The sequence below is a fragment of the Citreicoccus inhibens genome, from assembly GCF_019039035.1.
In the GTDB taxonomy this organism is placed as follows: domain Bacteria; phylum Myxococcota; class Myxococcia; order Myxococcales; family Myxococcaceae; genus Citreicoccus; species Citreicoccus inhibens.
On record NZ_JAHNZT010000014.1, the window covers coordinates 1 to 20,490 of the forward strand.

Consider the following 20,490-nt stretch of genomic DNA (forward strand, 5'->3'; position numbering starts at 1 on the left):
CCGGCTGCGGCGCGGCGGCGGGGGCCTCGGCCTCCGGCGCGGCGGCGACAGGCTGCGCCGGGGCGGGCGCGGCGGCGGGCTGGGCCGCCGGGGGCTGCTCACGGCGACGGCCACCCCCACGGGACTCCGACTCCGTGCGCAGGCGGGCGTTCTCGGACAGGGCGTGGGCCAGCTCCTCGCGGGTGCGCTCGAGCTGCTGGCTCGCGCTGCGCTCGACCTCGGCGCGGGCCTTCACCAGGTCCTCGGCGCCCTTCTCACCCTCACGCTGCTCGAAGAGCTTGCGCTTGGTCTGCTTGAGCTGCTCCTTGACCTCCTGGAGCTGGGTCCGCTGTTCGTCCAGTTCCTTCTGCTTGCGCTGGAGCTCCGACTCCGCCTTGGCGCGCGCCTTGGATTCGGTCTCCAGCTCGCCACGGACCGTGGGGGACGACATGGCCGCCGGGCCAGTGCCCGCCGAGCCGCGATCGCCGAAGAGCAGGATGCCGAGCGTCACGGCAAACCCGATCGATACGAGGATGAGTGCAACCAGCACGAGAATAACCTCCGGAATGCAAAAAGCGGGGCAGCCTAACGCCCGAACGCGGCCCGTCAAGGGTCCGCTGCCAGACGCCCGCCCTTGGGGCTCTCTATGCCTTGGAGGAGGGGGGCCTGCACACCCGAAACTGGGCCCTCCTGTCCCAGCGGCGGGCGTCCGGGCCCGTGGTCGCCCGTCCGGGGCGCCGGGAGTGCCTGGGGCGCATGTTGGACGGGGGACGGTGGGCGCGGCCCGCGTGCGTGTCGCGGTGCGGCAGGTGTCACTGCCTCGGGAGGGCCTTTTCTTCGTGCGCGAGGAGCCGCGACACTGGCGGGCCCTACCGTGCATGCCACCCAAGGAGGGACCGCGGCCATGGCGCACCTGGACCTGATTCCGAAGCGCGACCTGTCGAGCTTTCGCAAGCTGGCGATCGGCACCTGGAAGACGGCGTATGACCCCACCGTCTACGGGACGCTGACCGTGCGCATGGACAAGGCCATGGCCTACATCGAGGCCTTCCGCCAGCGCACGGGCATCCGCCTGACGGTGACGCACCTGGTGACGAAGGCGATGGCCGAGGCGCTGCACCGCTGCCCGGACGCCAACGCCATCCTGCGCTTCAACCGCATCTACCTGCGCAAGCAGGTGACGCTGTCCACGCTGGTGGTTCAGACGGACGACGGTGACGGGAAGGTGGACCTCACCTCCGCGCGCATCGAGGACGCGGACAAGAAGAGCCTGCGAGAGATTGCCGCGGACCTGGAGGAGGCCGTGCGCCGGGTGCGCGAGCGGCGCGACGCGGCGCTGGAGCGCGGCAAGAGCACGGTGCAGCGCATCCCGTACTTGTTCCTCAACGCCTTCACCTGGCTGCTGTCCTTCTTCATGTACACGCTGAACCTGGACCTGCGCCGGTTGGGGATGCCCAAGGACGCGTTCGGCTCGGCCATCATCACCAACGTGGGCTCGCTGGGGTTGGACACCGCCTACGTGCCGCTCGCGCCGTACACGCGGGTGCCCATCTTCATCGCGCCGGGCGCGGTGAAGGAGGTGCCGGTGGTGGAGGACGGCCGCGTGGTGCCGGGCAAGGTGATGAACATCAACGCCACGTTCGACCACCGCTTCATCGACGGGTTCCACGCGGGCGTGCTCGCGAACACGATGCGCGAGATGCTGGAGAACCCTTTCGAGCGCTTCGATGCGCTGCCCGAGCCAGCCCGTGAGCCCGAGGTCCCCGGGCTCGCGGGCTGAGGCCCGCCAGCATCAGTAGGCGTACTCCCAACCGCCGCGCTCGCGCGTCCCGCCGCGGCGCGCGCCCATCTCGCGGAGGCGGCGCACGCGCTCGGGAATCGGCGGGTGCGTGGAGAACAGCGACATCACGCCGCCGTGGTGCAGCGGGTTGACGATGAAGAGGTGGGACGTGGCGGGCGCGCGGTCGTAGGGCATGGCCTCGGCGCCGCGCTCCAGCTTCAGCAGCGCGCTGGCCAGCGCGTCGGGGTCGCCCGTCAGCTCCGCGCCCGTGGCGTCCGCGCCGTACTCGCGCGAGCGGCTCACCGCGAGCTGAAGCAGCGTGGCCGCCAGGGGCGCCACGAGCAGCAGGCCCAGGTTGGACAGCGCGCTGGCGAGCCCGCCTTCCCGCTCATCGCCGCGGCTGAGCATGCTGCCGCCGAACCAGAACAGCATCTGCGCCGCGTAGCTGATGATGCCCGCGAGCGTCGCGGCCACCGTGCCGATGAGCGTGTCGCGGTTGCGAACATGGCCCAGCTCGTGCGCGAGCACGCCCTCCAGCTCGCGCTGGTCGAGGATGTCGAGGATGCCCGCCGTCACCGCCACCGCGGCGTGGCTCGGGTTGCGTCCGGTGGCGAACGCATTGGGCTGCGCGGTGGGCAACAGGTAGACCTTGGGCTTGGGCATGCCCGCGCGCGCCGCCAGCCGCTCCACCATCTGGTGCAGCCAGGGCGCCTGCTCATAGGGGATGGGCCGCGCGCCGTGGATGGCCAGGGCGATGCGATCGCTGAACCAGTACGAGCCGAAGTTCATCACCACCGCGAAGAGGCCCGCCATCATCAGGCCCTGCGCGCCGCCCAGCCGCTGCCCGATGAGCAGCACGAGCGCCGTGAGGCCGGCCAGCAACACCGTCGTCTTGAGCGCGTTGCCCACGCGGTGCCAGCCGCCTCCCTTCAGCGGCGGACCGTCCACGCGCCGAGCCGCTTGCTCCATGCTCCCGTTCGCCATGGCTCTCTCCGTGCCTTTCGCCTCCCGGGGGGAGGGCTTTCGGAGAACGTAAACAGGGGCAGGGGAGCGTCAATGCGAGCGGGTATTCGCGACCCCGGGTCTCCGCTGTCTCACGGGAGGGTCAGAGATAGAAACGGTCCACGACACCCGCGGTGCGCTGGAGGATGGCGCTCCAGCCCAGCCACACGTCCACGCCCGAGGCCTGGGCCTGCTGCTCGGCACCCAGCGCGCCGAGCGAGCCCGTGCACCCCGCGATGGTGCCCAGCCCGGAGTCGCGCACGTGTTCCAGCAGCGCGCGCGCGGTGGGCATGCCGCGCGCCTCGAAGCGGTCGCAGATGTCCTCCCGGCCCGCGAAGTCCGGCTCGTCCAGGCGGTCCTGGAGGAAGCGCTCCAGGGCCCACCAGAAGAGGTACAGCTCCACGCGGCGGCCCGAGGCCACCGCGGCGGCGGCGATGGACAGGCCCTGGTGGACGCGGTCGTAGTCTCCGCTATGCAGGAAGACGATGACCTTGGGTGCGGGCACGCTCACGGGGTCCGCTCATACCGTCCGCGGGCGGCGTCCGTCCATTCATGGCCACCGGCCGACCACCCGGGCCCTTTGGCTTGCACCCCGCCCCCCCCGCTTGCTAGGAAACCCACGCCCATTCGGGCACTTACGCGACACTTCGAGGCCCCAACCGGGGGGCGGGCGAAAGCGAGATGGGCGAGGACACGACAGCCAGGCGCAAGGATTCCCACCTCGACCTTTGCGCTACCGGTGAAGTCGAGCCCCGCGAGAACCGCACCCTGTTGGAGGATGTCCGGCTCATCCACTGCGCCATGCCAGAGCTGGCGGTGGACGAGGTGGACCTGTCGGCGAGCTTCCTGGGCAAGCGCCTGCGCTACCCGCTGCTCGTGACGGGCATGACGGGCGGCACCGAGCGCGCGGGCGCCGTGAACCGGGACCTGGCGCTCCTGGCCGAGCGCAACGGCCTGGCGTTCGGCGTGGGCAGCCAGCGGGCCATGGCGGAGGACGCGGCGCGCGCGGCCTCGTATCAAGTGCGCGACGTGGCGCCCACCGTGGCGCTGGTGGGCAACATCGGGCTGTACCAGGCGGTGGGGCTGGGCGTGGACGGCGTGCGTCGGTTGGCGGATGCCATTGGCGCGGACGGCATGGCGCTGCACCTCAACGCGGGCCAGGAGCTCACCCAGCCCGAGGGCGATCGCGACTTTCGCGGTGGCTACCCGGTGGTGGAAGGGCTGGTGCGCGCGTTCGGCGACCGCCTGCTCGTGAAGGAGACTGGGTGCGGCATTGGCCCGGACGTCGCGCGGCGGCTCGCGGAGCTGGGCGTGCGGAACATCGACGTGTCGGGATTGGGCGGCACGTCGTGGGTGCGGGTGGAGCAGCTTCGCGCGCGGGGCGTGCAGGCGCAGGTGGGCGCCGAGTTCAGCGGCTGGGGCATCCCCACCGCGGCGGCGATCGCCAGCGTGCGCCGCGCCGTGGGCCCGGATGTCTGCCTGGTGGGCAGTGGCGGGCTGCGCACCGGGCTGGATGTGGCCAAGGCCATCGCGCTGGGCGCGGACCTGGGCGGGCTGGCGCTGCCGCTGTTCCGCGCGCAACAGGCGGGCGGACTCGAGGGCGCCGAGGAAGCACTCCAGGTCATCCTCGCCGGGCTGCGGCAGGCGCTCGTCCTGACGGGCAGCAGAAGCTGCGCTGAACTGCGGCAGCGACCCCGGGTGATTTTCGGAGAGTTGAAGGATTGGATGGCGGCGCTGTAGAGGGGTGCCGTGACGCAGTGGGAAGGAAGACAATGTCTGACACCGTGACGTCCCGGCTCTCCGGGTTCCACAAGCTGCCGCTGGAGGAGCGCCACGCGCAGCTCGCCCGGATGTTCCGGCTCACGCCCGAGGACCTGGCGCAGTTGCGGGGCGTCGACGGGCTCGACCTGGGGTTGGCCAACCAGATGATCGAGAACGCGGTGGGGACCTTCTCCCTGCCGCTGGGCCTGGGACTGAACCTCTCCGTCAACGGGCGCGACTACCTGGTGCCCATGGCGGTGGAAGAGCCGTCCGTGGTGGCGGCCGTGTCGTTCGCCGCGAAGATCGTCCGCGAGTCCGGCGGCTTCACCGCCGAGGCCGACGACTCGATGATGATCGGCCAGGTGCAGCTGACGCGGTACGGGGATCCGGTCGAAGCGACCGAGAAGATTCTCGCCGCCAAGGAGCAGATCCTCGCGCTGGCCAACAGCTTCCACCCGAGCATGGTGGCGCGCGGCGGCGGTGCCCGGGACGTGGAGGTTCGCCTGTTGCCGGCGCCCGAGGGCCCGCGCGGCGAGCCGCTGCTCATCGTCCACCTGCTCATCGACACGCAGGAGGCGATGGGGGCCAACCTCATCAACACGATGGCCGAGGGCGTGGCGCCGCTCATCGAGCAGGTGACGGGCGGCAAGGTGTACCTGCGCATCCTGTCCAACCTGGCGGACCGCCGGCTGGCGCGCGCCATGTGCCGCATCCCCGTGCCCATGCTGGCGGACTTCGAGATGCCGGGCGAGCTCATCGCCGAGGGCATCGCGCAGGCGAGCCGCTTCGCGCAGGCGGATCCGTACCGCGCGGCCACGCACAACAAGGGCGTGATGAACGGCATCGACTCGGTGGCCATCGCCACGGGGCAGGACTGGCGCGCCATCGAGGCGGGCGCGCATGCCTTCGCGTGCCGTGATGGCCAGTACCGTCCGCTGTCCTCCTGGTATCTGGAGGAGGGGCACCTGGTGGGCCGCATCGAGCTGCCCATGGCGCTGGGCACGGTGGGCGGCCCCATCAAGGTCCACCCGGGCGTGCAGGTGGGGCTGAAGCTGCTGCGCGCCAACAGCGTGCGCGAGCTGTCCATGGTCTTCGCGGCGGTGGGGCTGGCGCAGAACTTCGCGGCGCTCCGGGCCCTGGGCTCGGTGGGCATCCAGAAGGGCCACATGGCCCTGCACGCGCGCTGCGTGGCGGTGACGGCGGGCGCGCGCGGCGACTGGGTGGAGAAGATTGCCAACCTGCTGGTGAAGGCCGGGCACGTGAAGGTGGAGAAGGCGCGCGAGATCCTCGCGAGCCTCCCCGCCGACGAGGCGCGGGCCGCCACCGGAACCACCGGCTGACCTGGGCGTGCCCATGGCTCCTGCACCGACTCCCCTCGTCACCTTCGGCGCTGGCAAGGTCATCCTGCTGGGCGAGCACAGCGTGGTGTACGGCCACGCGGCCCTGGCGGGACCGCTCTCGCAAGGGGTGACGGCTCGCGGCGTGCCCGCGCGCAAGTGTCAGCTCTCGCTCCCGGCGGAGCTGTCCCGGCCGCAGCGCAAGCTGCTCACCCAGGCCTTCGCCCGCGCGGCGAAGCTCGTCGGCGAGCCTCCGGTGAAGGTGACGCTGGAGCCCAAGCTGCCCTTGTCCATGGGGCTGGGCAGCTCGGCGGCGCTGGCGGTGGCCACCTCGCGGCTGCTGCTCCAGGCCGCGGCCCTGCCCGCGAAGCCCAAGGACGTGGCGCGCGTGGCGTGGGCGATGGAGCAGGAGTTCCACGGCACGCCCTCGGGCGTGGACCACACCACCAGCGCGGAGGAGCAGCTCATCCTCTACCGCCGCGTGCTGGACTCGACCCCCGCGACGGGCCGGGCTCGCGTGGTGAAGAGCCCTCGGGCGTTGAAGGTGCTGGTGGCGCTGGCTGGCGAGCGCAGTCCCACGAAGGTGACGGTGGGGGCGTTGCGCGAGCGGCAGAAGCGTTGGCCGGAGCGCTACAAGCGGCTCTTCACGGAGATTGGCCGGCTGGCGGCAGAGGCCGCGCGCTCGGTGGAGTCCGGTGACCTGGAGGCGCTGGGGGACGCGATGAACGTCAACCACGGTCTCCTGGCGGCCCTGGGGCTGTCCTCCCCCTCCTTGGAGGACATGGTGTACCGCCTGCGCGCGATGGGAGCGCTGGGCGCCAAGCTCACCGGGGCCGGCGGCGACGGGGGCGCTGTCATCGGCCTCTTCCTCGAACCTGAACCCGTGGTGGAGACACTCACCCGCGCGGGCGTGCGCTGCTTTGCCAGCCAGCTCGCGGGGCCGCGGGCGTTGTGAGAGTCCTTGCATGAAAGCGACTGCGCTGGCGCATCCCAACATCGCCCTCGTGAAGTACTGGGGGAAGCGGGATGACGCCCTCATCCTTCCGCACCAGTCCAGCCTGTCCCTGACGCTCGCGCCCATGTCGGTGACGACGACGGTGGAGTTCGGCGTGGCGGCGGACCAGGTGGAGATCAACGGCCACGTGTCCAAGGGCAGCGAGCGCGAGCGCGTGCTGCGCCTGTTGGACGCGCTGCGCGCCGAGGGGCGCCAGGCCCTGGGCCCGGCGCGCGTGGTGTCTCGCGGTGACTTCCCCATGGCGGCGGGGCTGGCGAGCAGCGCGGCGGGCTTCGCGGCGCTGGCGGTGGCGGCGCGCGCGGCGGCGGAGCTGCCCGCGGATCCAAAGTCCGCCAGCGTGTTGTCGCGCCTGGGCAGCGGCTCGGCGTGCCGCAGCGTGCAGGGCGGCTTCTGCGAGTGGCAGCGGGGCGAGCGCGCGGACGGCGCGGACAGCTACGCGGTGCAGCGCTTCGACGCCGGCCACTGGCCGGAGCTGCGCATGGTGGTGGCCATCCTCGACCGCGGCGAGAAAGAGGTGAAGTCGCGGGACGGGATGAAGCACACGGTGGACACCAGCCCGTACTACCCCGCGTGGGTGAAGGACGCGGAGGCCGAGGTGCCGCGCGCGCGGGATATCATCGCGCGTCGCGACCTGGAGGCGCTCGGCGACCTGTGTGAGCGCAACGCGTGGCGCATGCACGCCACGTCGTTCGCGGCGGATCCACCGCTCAGCTACATGAGCGCGGCGACGCTCGGGCTCATCCAGCACCTGCGTGAGCACCGGAAGAAGGGCATCCCGGTGTGGTTCACGCTGGACGCGGGGCCCAACCCGGTGCTGCTCACGGACGCGGCGCACGAAGTGGCGGCCGAGGCCCTTGCTCGCGCGTGCGGCGCGCTGGACGTGGTGCGGTGCGTGCCGGGCGGCGACGCGGTGCTGCGCACGGAGCACCTCTTCTGATGGACCGGGCCCTCTCCGCACCGGGCAAGCTGTTCGTCTCGGGCGAGTACGCGGTGCTGTGGGGCGGCGTGGCGCGTGTGGCCGCCGTGGCGCCGCGCACGCACGCGTACGTGCGCCGCCGAGCGGATGCGCGGGTCCACGTGTGTTTGGAAGAGGGCACGCTCGCCGGAAGCATGACGCCCCTGGGCGTGCGCTGGGAGCGCGACGTCCCCGCGGGCTTCTCCTTCGTGGCGCGCACGCTGGATGAGGCGCTGCGAGCCCACGGCCGCGCCAGCGTGGGCTTCGACCTCGCGATCGCGCCCGGAGCGGTGGGACCCAACGGGCACAAGCTGGGCATGGGCGGCAGCGCCTGCGCGACGGTGCTGGCGGCCGAGGCCGCGCGCTTCGTGTTGGAGGCTCGCTTCGATGCGTTGAAGCTCGCGTTGGTGGCGCACGCGCTGGGGCAGGGTGGCAAGGGCAGCGGTGGCGACGTGGCGGCGAGCTTCACCGGCAGCCTGTTGCGCTACCGCCGCTATGACGTGGCGCCGCTCGCGGAGGCGAGCAACACGGGCCGCTTCCTCGCCGCGCTCGCGGAGTCCGCGCCCGTGGATGCGTGGCGGCTGCCCGCGCCGCGCGTCGCCATGGCCTACGCCTTCACGGGCGAGAGCGCCTCCACCAAGGTCCTCATCTCGCAAGTCGAGGCCCGGCTGAGTGAAGCGGGCCGGGGCGACTTCGTGGCGCGCTCGGACGCGTTGGGGTTGGAAGTGGAGGCCGGGCTGAGCGGGGGAGACTTCCGCGCCTTCACCGACGCCGTGAAGGCCCAGCACGCGCTGCTCTTGGAGTTGGGCCCGCTGGAGACCGAGGGCATGCGCCGCGTGCTCGCGCTGGCCGGCGCCTATGGCTGCGCGGGCAAGCTGTCCGGTGCGGGCGGAGGCGACGGGTGCATCCTCTTCGCGCCGGATGTCGCGGCTCGGGATGCGCTGCGCGAGGGCTTGGAGTCGCGCGGGTTCCTGACCCTGCCGCTGGACGTGGAGCCCGGCGTGCGCGGCGAGGCCGTGACGGATGCTCGGCTGCGCGGCTGGGTCGACGCGCGCGCCTGAGCGCTCAGAACATGTGCCCGAAGGTGATGTAGAAGCGCTGGCGCCCCGTCTCGGTGGAGCGCGCATAGTCCAGGCGCACCACCGCCGCGCGCCGCGACAGGCGCACGCCGCCGCCGATGCCCGGGTGCCACTCGTGCCACGGGCCGTTGGGCACGCCGGGGTGCCACACGCGGCCCAGGTCCAGGAACAGCACCACGCCCAGCTTCATGGGCTGCCCGAGGATGGACAGCTGCGTGGCCTGATAGCGCAGCTCCGAGTTGCTGAAGGCCTTCACGTTGCCGGCGAAGCGGTTGCGCTCGATGCCGCGCACGCTGTTCATCCCACCGATGCCTTCGGACACGTTCACGCCGCCCGTCATCGTCCACTCGAAGAAGGGCACCTCGCCGAACAGCATGTCCAGGGTGAGCCGCTGCGCGAACAGGAGCCGGGGTGACAGCTTCAGATAGCGGCGCTCGCTGAGGGTGATGCCCGCGTACTGGTAGCGGCTGAAGGTGGCCAGCCCGGAGACGCGCAGCGACAGCTCCTCCACGCCGCCCGTTGTCGGGTCCGACTCGTCATCGCGCGTGTCCCAGAGCGCGCCGGCCAGGAGTTGTCCGTTGGGGCCGCCCTCGATGCCGATGGGCTTCTCCTGTGCCAGCACCGAGACGGCATACGGAGAGACCTGCGTGTAGCGCCACCCGTAGCCCACGTAGGACTGGAGCGGGTGGTTGGGGCCGAAGGGCCGCCCGCGCAGGCGCACCCAGAACCCCGGGGAGCCCTTGTCGTAGTTGTAGCGCTCGTCGTCCATGTTGCCCCGGAAGTCCGGGGCGGAGCGGTTGCCCGCGCCAAAGAAGGGACTGCGGTTCTCCCGTCGGTACTCCAGCCGTGCTTCCAGGCGCAGCGGGCCGATGAGCTGCGGGCCGTCGTAGCGCAGGTAGTGGTTCTGCGCGCCGTTGCTGGTGAAGAAGACCTGAGCGCCAATGGCGTGCGCGTAGGGCGTCTTGCCGGGCGCGTACAGGTACATGCCACCCACGCCGCCGTAGCCCAGGCCCTGGTCCGAGTTGAAGCTCACCAAGGGCAGCGCGATGGCGTCCATCGCGGGCGTCTTCGGCGCGGGCGTCAGCCCAGGCGCGGGCCGTCCCGCGGTGGCCGCGCCCAACGTGACGAGCAGGAGTACTGCGGGAACGAGCATCGAGACCCCGGTGGGCTCCCAGGAGGGAGCGGATCATTCCAGCCCAGGACGGGAAGTCTGCCCGCTCGCTCTGCAAGAGAGCTCCACGGCCCCAGAAGTTCCCGTCCCCCCGGATGCCCATTTTCGCTGCCTGGGGAGGGGAGGCGTCAACCTCGTGCACACCGCAAGCAACGTGATCAGCCCGCAAGCCCAGAAATGGGCCCAGTCCCTGGTGTCCAGAATCGGAGCGAAGATTCCGCCGGTGGCGGCGCCACGGTCCAGGAACGTGCTGTTGGTGCACCTGGACGGCGTCCCCAAGGCCCTGCTGGACGAGGCGATTGTCGCTGGGAGAATGCCGTTCGTCGGGCGACTGGTGCGCTCGGGGGCGTTTCACCTGGACGACGCTTTCTGGGGCGCCCCCACCTCCACGCCGTTCTTCCAGGCGGGGCTGCTCTACGGCCTCCAGCACCCCAACCTGCCGGGCTACAGCTGGTTCGACCGGGAGCTGGGTCGCAAGGTTCAGATGAACACGCCCTCGGACGCGCTCGCGGTGGACGTGCGCCTGCGCGGCCTGGGGCGCATGAGCCTCCTGGACGGGGGCGGCCACACCTACTTCTCGCTCTTCCAGGCGGGGGCGGCCAATCGCCTCTGCATGAGCACGCTGGGCAGCTACAAGCTGATGGCGCGCTCGTTCTCTTCGGAGATGGAGGGGCTCCTGCCGGCGCGCACGCGCAGCGCCTGGGACTTCCTGCGCTCGTTCGGCATGGAGTCGTGGCTGGCCGCGCGCGAGGTGCTCGCCTGGTCCGCCGCGCTGCGGGACTGGCGACACGAAGCGTCCTTCCTCCTGAGTCGCATCCTCCTGCAGCGGCTCGGGTGGAGCTTCGCGTTCACCAAGTCCCTGGTGGATTTGGTTCGCGGCGTGCCGTTCATCTACCTCGTGTACGGCAACTACGACGAGGTGGCCCACCGCCGTGGGCCACGCTCGGCGCTGGCGCTGGAGGAGCTGTACCGGGTGGACCACACGCTGGCGCGGCTGTACGCGGTGGCTCGCGCGGCGCCCACGCCCTACGACGTGGTGCTCGTCTCGGATCACGGCCACGTGGAGAGTCTTCCCCTGGAGCAGCGCCAGGGCCGGCGCCTGGAGGCGGTGCTGCTGGAGGGGCCGCCCGCCACGCTCTCGGCGGATGTGACACGGGGGCTCCTGGATGGACGCGCGCCCTTGCCCTCGGTGCTCCCGGCGCGCGAGCCCTTCACGCCCGTGGTCATCGAGGCCGGCAACTTCGCGCACGTCTACCTCTCGGGCGAGCCGGCGCCGATGGAGGCGCGCGAACTGCTCGCCCGACACGGCGATGTGCTCGCGAGGGCTACGCGCAACCGGGACATTGGAATGGTGGCGGTGCGGCGCGGCGCTCACGCGGTGGTCATCGTGGGCGAGGGCGTCTATGGCCCCGACGACTTGGAGCGCGCGCCGCTGGACAGCGAGTTCAGCCGCCGCGCCGTGGCGGACTTCCTGTTGGGGCTGCCGCGCATGGCCACGGCGGGGGACCTGGTGCTGTTCGGCCAGCCGGTGAGACGGGGCGCCACGGTGGGCTTCGCCTGGGAGTTCGGCTCGCACGGGGGGCTGACGCGCACCGAGGCCAACAGCCTGGTGTGCTGGCCCGCGGACGCGCGGCTGGACCTGGGCGGGTTGGGGCACTGCTCTCGCCTGCATGAGCGACTGGCCGAGGCCTATCTGGATCCGGCCCCGAGGCGCGTGGTGCTGTGACCGTGGGGGCCTCGCGCCTGGAGAGAGGCCGTGCGCTGCTCAAGGCCCTGGCCGCGGTGCTGGGCGCGGCGTTCTCCGTCGCGCTCATCTCCACCGCCTTCTTCCGGTGGAACCTGCGCGGCGGTTCGCTGCTCACGCCGCGCTTCCCGCTGGGCGACTTCGTGCGGAGCCTGCCCCATCACCTCGTGTGGTGGGTGCCCTTCATGCTCTTGCAGGCGTCGCTCATTCCCCTGCGCGCGGTGCAGTGGCAGGCCACGCTGCGACGGCGCATCCCCTTTCGCGAGCGCTACCACCTGGTGGCCATTGGCGCCTTCGTCCACAACGCGCTGCCGGGAAAGCTGGGGGAGGTGACGCGCGCCTTCCTTCTGTCCCGCACGGAGCGCGTGCCCTTCGTGCGGTGTCTGGGCACGGTGGCGGTCTGCAAGCTGCTCGAGTTCGCCTGCCTCATGCTGCTGGTGGCGCTCTCGTTCCTGGGCCCCTTCGCGCCGACCCTGGCGCGCTTCCGCACCGAGCTGCGCGTGGCGCTGTCGCTGTGCATCGGGCTGGTGGCCCTGGTGGTGTTGCTCGCGCACTGGGCCGCGCCGCTGGGGAGCTGGCTGCACCGCCGTCACAGCCTGCCGCGCGTGGACAGCTTCCTGTCCCACGTGGGCGAGGGCCTGGGCACCGCGCGCTCGTTCCGAGGGCTGGCGAAGGTCTTCCTCTTCTCCATCCCCCCGGTGCTCGCCTCCGCGACCGCCTACAGCCTCGCGCTCCAGGGCATTGGCGTGCGAGGCGGGCTGTTCGCGGGGGCCGTGGTGCTGGGCGCGATCTCTCTGGGGCAGGCGGTGCCGGGAGTGCCCGCGGGCCTGGGCATCTACTACTTCGTCACGAGCTGGGCGGCGCGCGAGCTGGGCGCTTCACCCGAGTCCGCGGCGGCGTTCTCCGCGCTCACGCACCTGGGCACCGTGTTCAGCCAGGTGGCGGTGGGCACCGTCTCGGTCGTCGCGCGCAAGCTGCGGCTCAAGGACCTGCGCAAGGGGGGGAAGCTCGCGAGCGAGGCCGTGCACCACGTGGCCCACGAAGCGGTGGAGCCGGCGGTGCCTTGAGCCTGGAAAAGAAAAAGGCCCCCGGTCTTTCGACCGGGGGCCTCTTGATGCCCAGGAGAGGACTCGAACCTCCATGCCCTTGCAGGCGCTAGACCCTGAATCTAGTGTGTCTACCAATTCCACCACCTGGGCGGGTGGGGCGCTGCGATGGGCAGGACATATAGGGAACCTGCCCCGCTCCGTCAAGCACTACGTTGCGCCGTCACTTCTTCAGCGGCCAACGCCCCTCGGCCTCGAGCCGATGACGAATGGCGGGGTTCTCATCCATGAACGCGGACAGGGACTCCTCGGTGATCTCCACCAGGAGGTCCTCGTTGCCGATCTCCGACTGGCAGCTCAACCGGGAGTACGGGCGGACGTCGAACCCCATGTCCAGCCGGTCGGCTTCCTGATCCGTCTGCTCGCTCAGCGAGTCGAGCCCCTTGCGGATCCACACGTGGCAGGTGGAGCACGCGCAGACCCCGCCGCAGCTGTGGCCCACCTGGGCCTCGCCCTTCTCGGCGGCGTCCAGGAGCGTGGTGCCGGGGGGAACGTCCACGCTCAGCTCGGCCAGCGGACTCTTGAAGGTCACCTTGGGCACGGTCAGTACTCCTCCACCGAGTGGCCAGCCACCACCTGGGTGATGGCGCGGTTCATCACCCGCTCGATGAACGGCCGAGAGGCCTCGTCGAGCGCGTGGATGGCGTCCTTGATGGCCAGGTACTCCGAGCCCCCGGCCGACTGGCGCAGCTTCTCGAGCGCCGCGTCGATGGTGGCGCGCTCGCCCGCGTCCAACAGGGTGGGGTTCTCGCGAAGCTGACGCTCGGCCTCGGCCAGGACGCGCTCGGCGTCCACGCGCTGCTCGCGCAGCTGCCGCGCTTGGATGTCGTCCTCGGCCGAGTCGATGGAGTCGAGCAGCATCTGCTCGATCTCCTCCTCGGACAGGCCGTGGCTGGGCTGCACGGTGATGGATTGCGCCACGCCGCTGCTCTGCTCTTTGGCCGTGACGGACAGGATGCCGTTGACGTCCACCGAGAAGCGCACCTCCACCCGGGCCAGACCCGCGGCCTGCGGCGGAATGCCGGACAGCGTGAAGCGCGCGAGGCTGCGGTTGTCCTCCACCAGCTCGCGCTCGCCCTGGAGCACGTGCACGTCCAGGCCGGTCTGCCCGTCCTTGAACGTGGTGAACACCTGCGCGGCCGCGGTGGGGATGGTGGTGTTGCGCGGGATGAGCTTCTCCACCAGCCCGCCCATCGTCTCCAGCCCCAGCGACAGGGGGATGACGTCGAGCAGCAAGAGCTCGTCTTGGCGGTTCTCGTTGGTGAGCAGGTCCGCCTGCACCGCGGCGCCCAGCGCGACCACCTGATCCGGGTCGATGTCGCCCAGCGGCTCGCGGCCGAACAGCTCCGCCACGAAGCGCCGCACGGCCGGCACGCGCGTGGAGCCGCCCACCAGGATGACGCCGTCCAGCTCTCCGGCTGCCACGCCCGCGTCCTTCATCGCTCGCCGGCACACCACGCCCGTCTTCTGCACGAGCGGGAGGATCCACTGCTCGAAGTCCGCGCGCTTCACCGCGTGCTCGCGGCCGCCCACGGTGAGAATCACCTCGGCCGCGTCGGTGAGGGACTCCTTCGCCTTGCGCGCGGCGGCGAGCGCCTCGGCCACCAGGCTCGCGTCCGGCGCGGTGGCGCCCAGGGCCTCCAGCACGCGCGTCGCGATGGCGCGGTCGAAGTCATCACCGCCCAGCGCGGAGTCGCCGCCGGTGGACTTCACCTCGAAGATGCCGTCCACCAGCTTGAGGATGGAGACGTCGAAGGTGCCGCCGCCCAAGTCATAGACGGCGAAGGTGCCCTGGCTGCCCCGGTCCAACCCGTAGGCGAGCGCGGCGGCGGTGGGCTCATTGATGAGCCGCAGCACCTCCAGGCCCGCGAGCCGGCCCGCATCCTTGGTGGCCTGTCGCTGGGCGTCGTCGAAGTAGGCGGGCACGGTGATGACGGCCTGCTCCACCTTGCCGGAGAAGTGGGCCTCGGCGCGGCGCTTGAGGGCGCGCAGGATTTCACCGGACACCTCGATGGGCGTCACGGGCTGGCCGCCGGCGACCTCGAAGCGCACCACCTTGCCGCCGGGGACGAAGCGGGCGTGGCCCAGCTTGCGCGTCTCGGCGTCATCCGGGCTGCGGCCCATGAAGCGCTTCACGGAGACGATGGTGTCCGTGGGGGCCTGCGCCGCGAGCTCCCGCGCGCGGGCGCCCACCAGCACGCCGCCATCCTTCGCGTAGCTCACCACCGAGGGGAGCAGCAGCGACGCGTTCTCGTCCACCGGCACGCACTGCGGCTTGCCATGAACGACGGACGCCACCAGTGAATTGGTGGTGCCCAGGTCGATGCCCACCGCGTACCCCTTGGGCTTGAGCGGGTCGTGGATCTGCAGGTAGCCGTTCTTGCTCACGCGAGCACCTCCTCCTCGAACGCGTCCACCTGCTCGAGGAAGCGCGTGAAGTAGCGCAAGCGCCCCAGCGCATGCGATGCCTTTCTCACCTGGGCCCCATCCCCGCTCCCTTCCAGGGCACGCAGGGCCTCGGCCGCCTCCGCGAGCGCCGCCCTCCGGCGCGCCTCCACGTCGGTGGCCATGCCGCGAGCCTGCGCCACGTTCCGGGCCGCCATGGCGTCGTCCAGGGCCTCGCGCAGGGTCATGACCTCTTCCAGGAACTCCATGGGCATGTCCTTCTGGGCGCCGGCGTCCTCCCGGTCCAGGTCCACCCCATGCAGCTTCAGCAGGTAGAAGGCGCGGCGCACCGGGTCCTTCAGCGTCTTGAAGGCCTCGTTGAGGGCCGTGGTGCGCTCGGCCGCCTCCAGCCGCTCGCGGGCGCTGGCGCCCGCCTGGCGATCCGGGTGGAGCTGGAGCGACAGCTCCCGGTACTGCTTCTCCAGCGCCGGCACGTCCACGTCATAGGCGCGGGGCAGCCCGAACACGTCGAAGTGGGTCCTCACGGTGGAAGTCGTCCTCGTCGGGGGAAACAAAAATGGGCCCGGCGTCGGGGCCGGGCCCAGCCGCCCGCTCTCCCGGAGGAGAGGGGCGTGGCGATGAAGGGGGGCGTCAGACGGAGAAGCTCTCTCCGCAGCCGCACGCGGCCTTCACGTTGGGGTTGTTCAGCTTGAAGCCGGACGCCATCAGCGTCTGCTCGAACACCAGCTCGGTGCCGATGAGGTACAGGTAGCTCTTGGGATCCACGAAGACGCGCACGCCGTCCCGCTCGAACACCTTGTCGCGCTCCTTGGCCTTCTCCGCCCACTCCATGGCGTAGGCCAGACCCGAGCACCCGCCGCCGCGCACCGCCAGCCGCAGTCCCGCTTCAGGCGTCTGGCGTTGCTCCAGCAGCTCCTTCAAGCGCTGCACGGCGCTGTCCGCCAGGGTGATGCCGCGCGGCGCCTTCGCCGGCGGGGCCGGAGTGGGCGTCTGCTGGGGGCTGATTGCCTGCTCGCTCATGGTGTCCTCGCTTCCGGCGCTCGCGCTTCAGGGCTGCTGGCGCGTGGCGCGCTTCTTCTTGAAGTCCTCGATGGCCGCCTTGATGGCGTCCTCGGCCAGCACGGAGCAGTGGATCTTCACCGGCGGCAGGGCCAGCTCGCGGGCCACGTCCTTGTTGGAGATGGTCATCGCCTGGTCCACCGTCTTTCCCTTCACCCACTCGGTCACGAGCGAGCTGGACGCGATGGCCGACCCGCAGCCGAACGTCTTGAACCGGGCGTCCTCGATGACGCCCTCGTCGGTGATCTTCAGCTGCAACCGCATCACGTCGCCGCAGGCCGGCGCGCCCACCAGCCCCGTGCCCACGTTCGGATCGTTCTTGTCGAGCGTGCCGACGTTGCGCGGGTTCTCGTAGTGCTCGATGACCTTGTCGCTGTAAGCCATTGCTGCTCCTTCAACTGCCGCTGGGACGGATGCGGACCGGGAGAAAACGACTCGCGGCCTGGGGGGCGGGGGCTCCCATATCCGCCCGGACCGCCGTTGAGAAGGGGGGCGCTAGTGCGCCGTCCACTCGATGCTCTTGAGGTCGATGCCTTCCTTCGCCATCTCGTAGAGGGGGCTCATCTCGCGCAGCTTGCGCACCTTGTCCACCATGAGTCGGATGACGTAGTCGACCTCCTCCTCGGTGTTGAAGCGGCCGAGCCCGAAGCGGATGGAGCTGTGGGCCATGTCCTCTTCCACGCCCACCGCGCGCAGCACGTAGGACGGCTCCAGTGACGCGGACGTGCACGCCGAGCCGGACGACACCGCCACGTCCTTGATGGCCATCATCAGCGCCTCGCCCTCCACGTAGGAGAACGAGATGTTGAGGTTGCCCGGCAGCCGGTGCTCCAGCGAGCCGTTCACCACCGTCATGTCCAACTGCTCCATGATGCCGGTGCGCAGGCGCTCGCGCAGCCGCGTGAGGCGCTGGGCCTCGGCCTCAAGCTCCGTGCGAGCCAGCTCCGCCGCCGCGCCGAAGCCCACGATGGCCGCCACGTTGAGCGTGCCGCTGCGCATGCCGCGCTCATGTCCGCCGCCGTCCACCAGCGGCGCCAGGCGCACGCGCGGCTTGCGGCGCACGTACAGCGCGCCCACGCCCTTGGGGCCGTACATCTTGTGCGAGGTGATGGAGGCCAGGTCCACGCGCATGGCCTCCACGTCGAAGGGCACCTTGCCAATGCCCTGCACCGCGTCGCAGTGGAAGAGCACGCCCTTCTCGCGGCACAGCTTGCCGATCTCCGCGACGGGCTGCAGGACGCCAATCTCGTTGTTGGCGAACATGATGGAGACCAGCACCGTGCGGGGGGTCATCGCCGCGGCCAGCTTCTCCAGGCTCACTCGGCCATCCGCCTCGACGTCCAGGTACGTCACGCGCGCGCCGCCCGTGGGCAGCTCCGCCCACTTGCGGTAGGTCGGGTCGTTCTCGATGTCGTGGCGCGACGCCAGCTCAGCCAGCTCCTCGGGCTGCACGTCGCGGTCCGCCAGCTGCGACAGTCGCAGGAGCTTCAGCTCGTCCAGCCGCTCCTGGCGCACGCGCTCCAAGCGCTTGCAGGTGTCCAGGACGGCCTTGTGCTCGGTCTTCAGGGTGATGATGTGGTCGCCCTTGGACTTGTAGAACTCGAGGACGCCCTTGATGGCCAGGTTGTCCGACTCGGTGGCGCCCGAGGTGAAGACAATCTCCTTGTCCGAGGCGCCGATGAGCTCCGCCACCTGCTTGCGGGCCTTCTCCACCGCCGCCTCCGCCTTCCATCCAAAGGCGTGGTTGCGGCTGGCCGCGTTGCCGAAGTCCTCGCGCAGGTACGGCATCATGGTTTCCAGCACCCGCGGATCCAGCGGCGTGGTGGCGTGGTTGTCCATGTAGATGGGCAGCTTCAGCATGGGTTCCTCGAGAAGAGACATGGGAGGGGAACACCCTCCGCTCCCCGGCGACGCGGTGAATCCGCGCGCAGCGGCAGGGCCTACAACGGACCACATGAATGTGGACCGGACTGGTCAAATATAAAAGGGGGTGCCCTCGGGTCAAGCGAACATGAGGCCGGCTTCCGGGGGCGGGGCATGGTTGCTCGGTGCGCGCGGCCGCGCCGGGGTGGGGCGCCAGGGTGCGCCAATCTGGAGCAGCGACGCGCCGGAATGGGGCGCTCCGGGGGATGCGACGGGTGGGGCTCCCGAGGGGCGGGCCCCTGGCCGGGCGCCTGCATTGGGCCGTGCGTGGAGGGAGCACGCATGAGCGCCAACGCGAAGCAGCCATCGAGGAGCACGGGGTCCGACGGCGATGGGATGGGGCGGCCCCACCTCGCCCGGGTGGAGGGAGGGGGGCTGTCCGAGCGGCCCCGCTACGCGGACGGCTGGCGCGCCGGCAAGCCCGCGGAGGATCCGGACAAGGTGAAGCGCTGGGGGCTCGTCACGGCGCGGCCCAGCGAGTTCCTCATCCACATGCGCCGTGGCCGCGTGCGCGAGGTGAGCGGGCAGGGGGCGAGCTGCTTCAAGTGGCCGGGAGACTCGGTGGCCATCGTCCCCACCAGCATCCAGCGGCTCCAGTTCACCGCGGATCAGGTGACGAGCGAGAAGGTGGGCGTGCAGGTGACGGGCCTGGCGGTGTACCGCATCGCGGAGCCGCTGGTGGCCTTCCGGATGCTCAACTTCTCCTATCCAGAGCGCGCGCAGGAGAAGCTCGCGGAGCTGCTGCGCGAGATGTTCGTGGGCGCCGCGCGGCGCTTGGTGGCGAACCTCACGGTGGAGGAGTGCCTGTCGCGGCGCAAGGAGGGCATCGCCGCGGAGTTGGTGCGCGAGATTGCCCCGGTGCTGTCAGGGCATGGCCGGGTGGAGGACCGGACGGACACCGGCTGGGGCGTGCTGTTGGACACGATTGAAATCCAGGACGTGCGCGTCCTGTCCTCGACCGTCTTCGAGAACATGCAGGCCCGCTATCGCCGCGAGCAGGAGCGACAGGCGCGCGAGGCGGAGCTGGCCAAGGAGCGCTTCGTCCGGCGCGAGGAGACCGAAGCCGAGCGCCAGTGGAACCTCCAGCGGCTCGGCGCGCAGGACGAGGTGCGCCAGCGCAAGCAGGCCACCGAGGAGCAGGCCAGGCTGGAGCAGCTCGCGGTGGAGGCGCGCGTCGCGGAGGCGAAGCTGGCGCAGGACCGCAAGGCGCAGCAGGAGCAGACGGAGGTCGAGCGCGAGCTGGCCATCGCCAAGCTCGCGGCGCAGGACGAGGTGCGCCAGCGCAAGCAGGCCGCCGAAGAGAAGGCGAAGCTGGAGTTGCTCGCCGCCGAGGCGCGCATGGTCGAGGCGAAGGTCGCCAGCGAGCGCCACCTCGCGGTGGGACGCGCGCAGGTGGAGATGGAGAAGCTGGAGCGCGAACAGGAGACAGAGGCCGCGCGGGCACGCATGGCGGTGGAGCGCGTGGAGCGCGAGAAGGCCGCGGAGGGCGCGCGCGCCAGGCTGGAGCTGGAGAAGCTGCGGCTCGCGAAGGAGGCCGAGGGCGGCAAGGCGGAAATCGAGCTGGAGAAGCTGCGGCTCTCCCAGGAAGCCGAGGGCGCCAGGTCCCAGATTGAGCTGGAGAAGCTGCGGCTGGCGCAGGAGACGGAGGCCGCCAAGGCGCAGATGGAACTCGAGCGCCTGCAGCGCGAGCAGGAGGCCCAGAACGCGCTGGCGCTCATGGCGCTCGAGCGCATGCGCCGCGAGCAGGAGCAGATGGCTGCTCGCCACGAAGGACTCCTGGCCGAGTCGCTCCAGGAAGCGGAGCGACTCAAGGCCCAACTGCAGGTGATGCAGGCGAAGCAGGCCATCGCCGAGGCGGAGACGGCCATCACCGAGCTGGAGGTGCGCAAGACGCGCGCGCAGCATGAGCTGGAGCTGTCGCGTGCTCGGGCGCTGCGAGACATCGAGAACACGGTGAGCCCCGAGGTCATCCAGATGACGTTGGCGCGGCAGCTCCCGCAAGTGGCCGCGGCCTTCCAGCAGAAGATGGGCGAGGTTCACGTGACGGCCGTGGATGGCGCCAACCCGTTTGGATACATCGCCGCCGCCGTGGAGGGCGTCATGGGACTGGCTCGCTCGGCGGGGTTGAAGGTGCCTGCCTCCTCGGCTGCTTCACCGGCGCAATAGTCGGCGC

General features: G+C 70.9%; 18 protein-coding genes, 1 tRNA gene and 1 pseudogene. 9 read left to right on the top strand and 11 right to left on the bottom strand.

Annotated features, from left to right (window positions below; all coding sequences use genetic code 11):
* Positions 1-529 (bottom strand): annotated as a pseudogene (locus KRR26_RS18090) (cell envelope biogenesis protein TolA); the annotation flags it as partial.
* A 354-nt stretch (positions 530-883) separates the two neighbouring features.
* On the opposite strand from KRR26_RS18090, the gene KRR26_RS18095 reads away from it, so the two are divergent.
* Positions 884-1,759, top strand: coding sequence for a 2-oxo acid dehydrogenase subunit E2 (locus tag KRR26_RS18095; protein WP_120208418.1), 876 nt, complete (start codon positions 884-886; stop codon positions 1,757-1,759).
* Positions 1,760-1,771: 12 nt separating this feature from the next.
* On the opposite strand, the gene KRR26_RS18100 is transcribed toward KRR26_RS18095, so the two are convergent.
* Both KRR26_RS18100 and KRR26_RS18105 read right to left on the bottom strand, forming a co-directional pair.
* Positions 1,772-2,743: a zinc metalloprotease HtpX gene (locus tag KRR26_RS18100; protein WP_236068748.1), complete on the bottom strand. Its 972-nt coding sequence runs from the start codon at positions 2,741-2,743 to the stop codon at positions 1,772-1,774.
* Positions 2,744-2,864: 121 nt separating this feature from the next.
* The gene (locus tag KRR26_RS18105) at positions 2,865-3,272 is read right to left on the bottom strand and encodes a hypothetical protein (RefSeq protein ID WP_120208420.1); all 408 of its coding nucleotides are present in this window, start codon (positions 3,270-3,272) and stop codon (positions 2,865-2,867) included.
* Positions 3,273-3,442: 170 nt separating this feature from the next.
* On the opposite strand from KRR26_RS18105, the gene fni reads away from it, so the two are divergent.
* Genes fni through KRR26_RS18130 form a run of 5 tightly spaced genes read left to right on the top strand, consistent with a single transcriptional unit; the run spans position 3,443 to position 8,890 of the window.
* The gene (fni, locus tag KRR26_RS18110; protein WP_120208422.1) at positions 3,443-4,501 is read left to right on the top strand and encodes a type 2 isopentenyl-diphosphate Delta-isomerase; all 1,059 of its coding nucleotides are present in this window, start codon (positions 3,443-3,445) and stop codon (positions 4,499-4,501) included.
* A gap of 32 nt (positions 4,502-4,533) precedes the next feature.
* Positions 4,534-5,862, top strand: a complete 1,329-nt coding sequence (locus KRR26_RS18115; RefSeq protein WP_120208424.1) for a hydroxymethylglutaryl-CoA reductase, degradative — start codon at positions 4,534-4,536, stop codon at positions 5,860-5,862.
* 13 nt (positions 5,863-5,875) lie between these two features.
* Positions 5,876-6,814 (top strand): mevalonate kinase, encoded by a 939-nt coding sequence (gene mvk, locus KRR26_RS18120; RefSeq protein ID WP_217080401.1) that lies wholly within the window; start codon positions 5,876-5,878, stop codon positions 6,812-6,814.
* 10 nt (positions 6,815-6,824) lie between these two features.
* Complete coding sequence (gene mvaD, locus KRR26_RS18125; protein WP_217080402.1) at positions 6,825-7,811, top strand: diphosphomevalonate decarboxylase; 987 nt, start codon at positions 6,825-6,827, stop codon at positions 7,809-7,811.
* On the top strand, positions 7,811-8,890 hold the full coding sequence (locus KRR26_RS18130) for a mevalonate kinase family protein (protein WP_217080403.1): 1,080 nt from the start codon (positions 7,811-7,813) through the stop codon (positions 8,888-8,890). Before mvaD ends, KRR26_RS18130 begins: the two co-directional genes overlap by 1 nt.
* Positions 8,891-8,894: 4 nt before the next feature.
* On the opposite strand, the gene omp85 is transcribed toward KRR26_RS18130, so the two are convergent.
* Positions 8,895-10,061 (bottom strand): Omp85 family outer membrane protein, encoded by a 1,167-nt coding sequence (omp85, locus tag KRR26_RS18135; protein WP_120208432.1) that lies wholly within the window; start codon positions 10,059-10,061, stop codon positions 8,895-8,897.
* Positions 10,062-10,272: 211 nt separating this feature from the next.
* Between omp85 and KRR26_RS18140 the strand changes: the two genes are divergently transcribed.
* Both KRR26_RS18140 and KRR26_RS18145 read left to right on the top strand, forming a co-directional pair.
* On the top strand, positions 10,273-11,805 hold the full coding sequence (locus tag KRR26_RS18140; RefSeq protein WP_328707163.1) for an alkaline phosphatase family protein: 1,533 nt from the start codon (positions 10,273-10,275) through the stop codon (positions 11,803-11,805).
* A 2-nt stretch (positions 11,806-11,807) separates the two neighbouring features.
* Positions 11,808-12,890: a lysylphosphatidylglycerol synthase transmembrane domain-containing protein gene (locus KRR26_RS18145; protein ID WP_328707164.1), complete on the top strand. Its 1,083-nt coding sequence runs from the start codon at positions 11,808-11,810 to the stop codon at positions 12,888-12,890.
* A gap of 48 nt (positions 12,891-12,938) precedes the next feature.
* On the opposite strand, the gene KRR26_RS18150 is transcribed toward KRR26_RS18145, so the two are convergent.
* From KRR26_RS18150 to KRR26_RS18180, 7 genes are all read right to left on the bottom strand, one after another.
* Positions 12,939-13,022: transfer RNA gene (locus KRR26_RS18150), tRNA-Leu, on the bottom strand.
* Between the two features lie 70 nt (positions 13,023-13,092).
* A complete protein-coding gene (locus KRR26_RS18155) occupies positions 13,093-13,470 on the bottom strand; it encodes a 2Fe-2S iron-sulfur cluster-binding protein (protein WP_120208436.1) in 378 nt (125 codons plus the stop codon).
* A 2-nt stretch (positions 13,471-13,472) separates the two neighbouring features.
* On the bottom strand, positions 13,473-15,317 hold the full coding sequence (gene hscA, locus KRR26_RS18160) for a Fe-S protein assembly chaperone HscA (RefSeq protein ID WP_217080405.1): 1,845 nt from the start codon (positions 15,315-15,317) through the stop codon (positions 13,473-13,475).
* Positions 15,314-15,859 carry a Fe-S protein assembly co-chaperone HscB gene (gene hscB, locus KRR26_RS18165; RefSeq protein ID WP_217080406.1) on the bottom strand — a complete coding sequence of 182 codons (546 nt, stop codon included), beginning with the start codon at positions 15,857-15,859 and terminating at the stop codon, positions 15,314-15,316. The genes hscA and hscB overlap by 4 nt, the downstream gene beginning before the upstream one ends.
* A gap of 106 nt (positions 15,860-15,965) precedes the next feature.
* Positions 15,966-16,355: a HesB/IscA family protein gene (locus tag KRR26_RS18170; protein ID WP_120208443.1), complete on the bottom strand. Its 390-nt coding sequence runs from the start codon at positions 16,353-16,355 to the stop codon at positions 15,966-15,968.
* A 27-nt stretch (positions 16,356-16,382) separates the two neighbouring features.
* Entirely contained in the window at positions 16,383-16,778 is a 396-nt protein-coding gene (gene iscU, locus KRR26_RS18175; RefSeq protein WP_120208444.1) for a Fe-S cluster assembly scaffold IscU, read from the bottom strand.
* 111 nt (positions 16,779-16,889) lie between these two features.
* Complete coding sequence (locus KRR26_RS18180) at positions 16,890-18,251, bottom strand: IscS subfamily cysteine desulfurase (protein WP_236068760.1); 1,362 nt, start codon at positions 18,249-18,251, stop codon at positions 16,890-16,892.
* 348 nt (positions 18,252-18,599) lie between these two features.
* Here KRR26_RS18180 and KRR26_RS18185 point away from each other — a divergent pair, with 348 nt between their 5' ends.
* The gene (locus tag KRR26_RS18185) at positions 18,600-20,483 is read left to right on the top strand and encodes an SPFH domain-containing protein (protein ID WP_120208448.1); all 1,884 of its coding nucleotides are present in this window, start codon (positions 18,600-18,602) and stop codon (positions 20,481-20,483) included.
* Positions 20,484-20,490 lie beyond the last annotated feature (7 nt).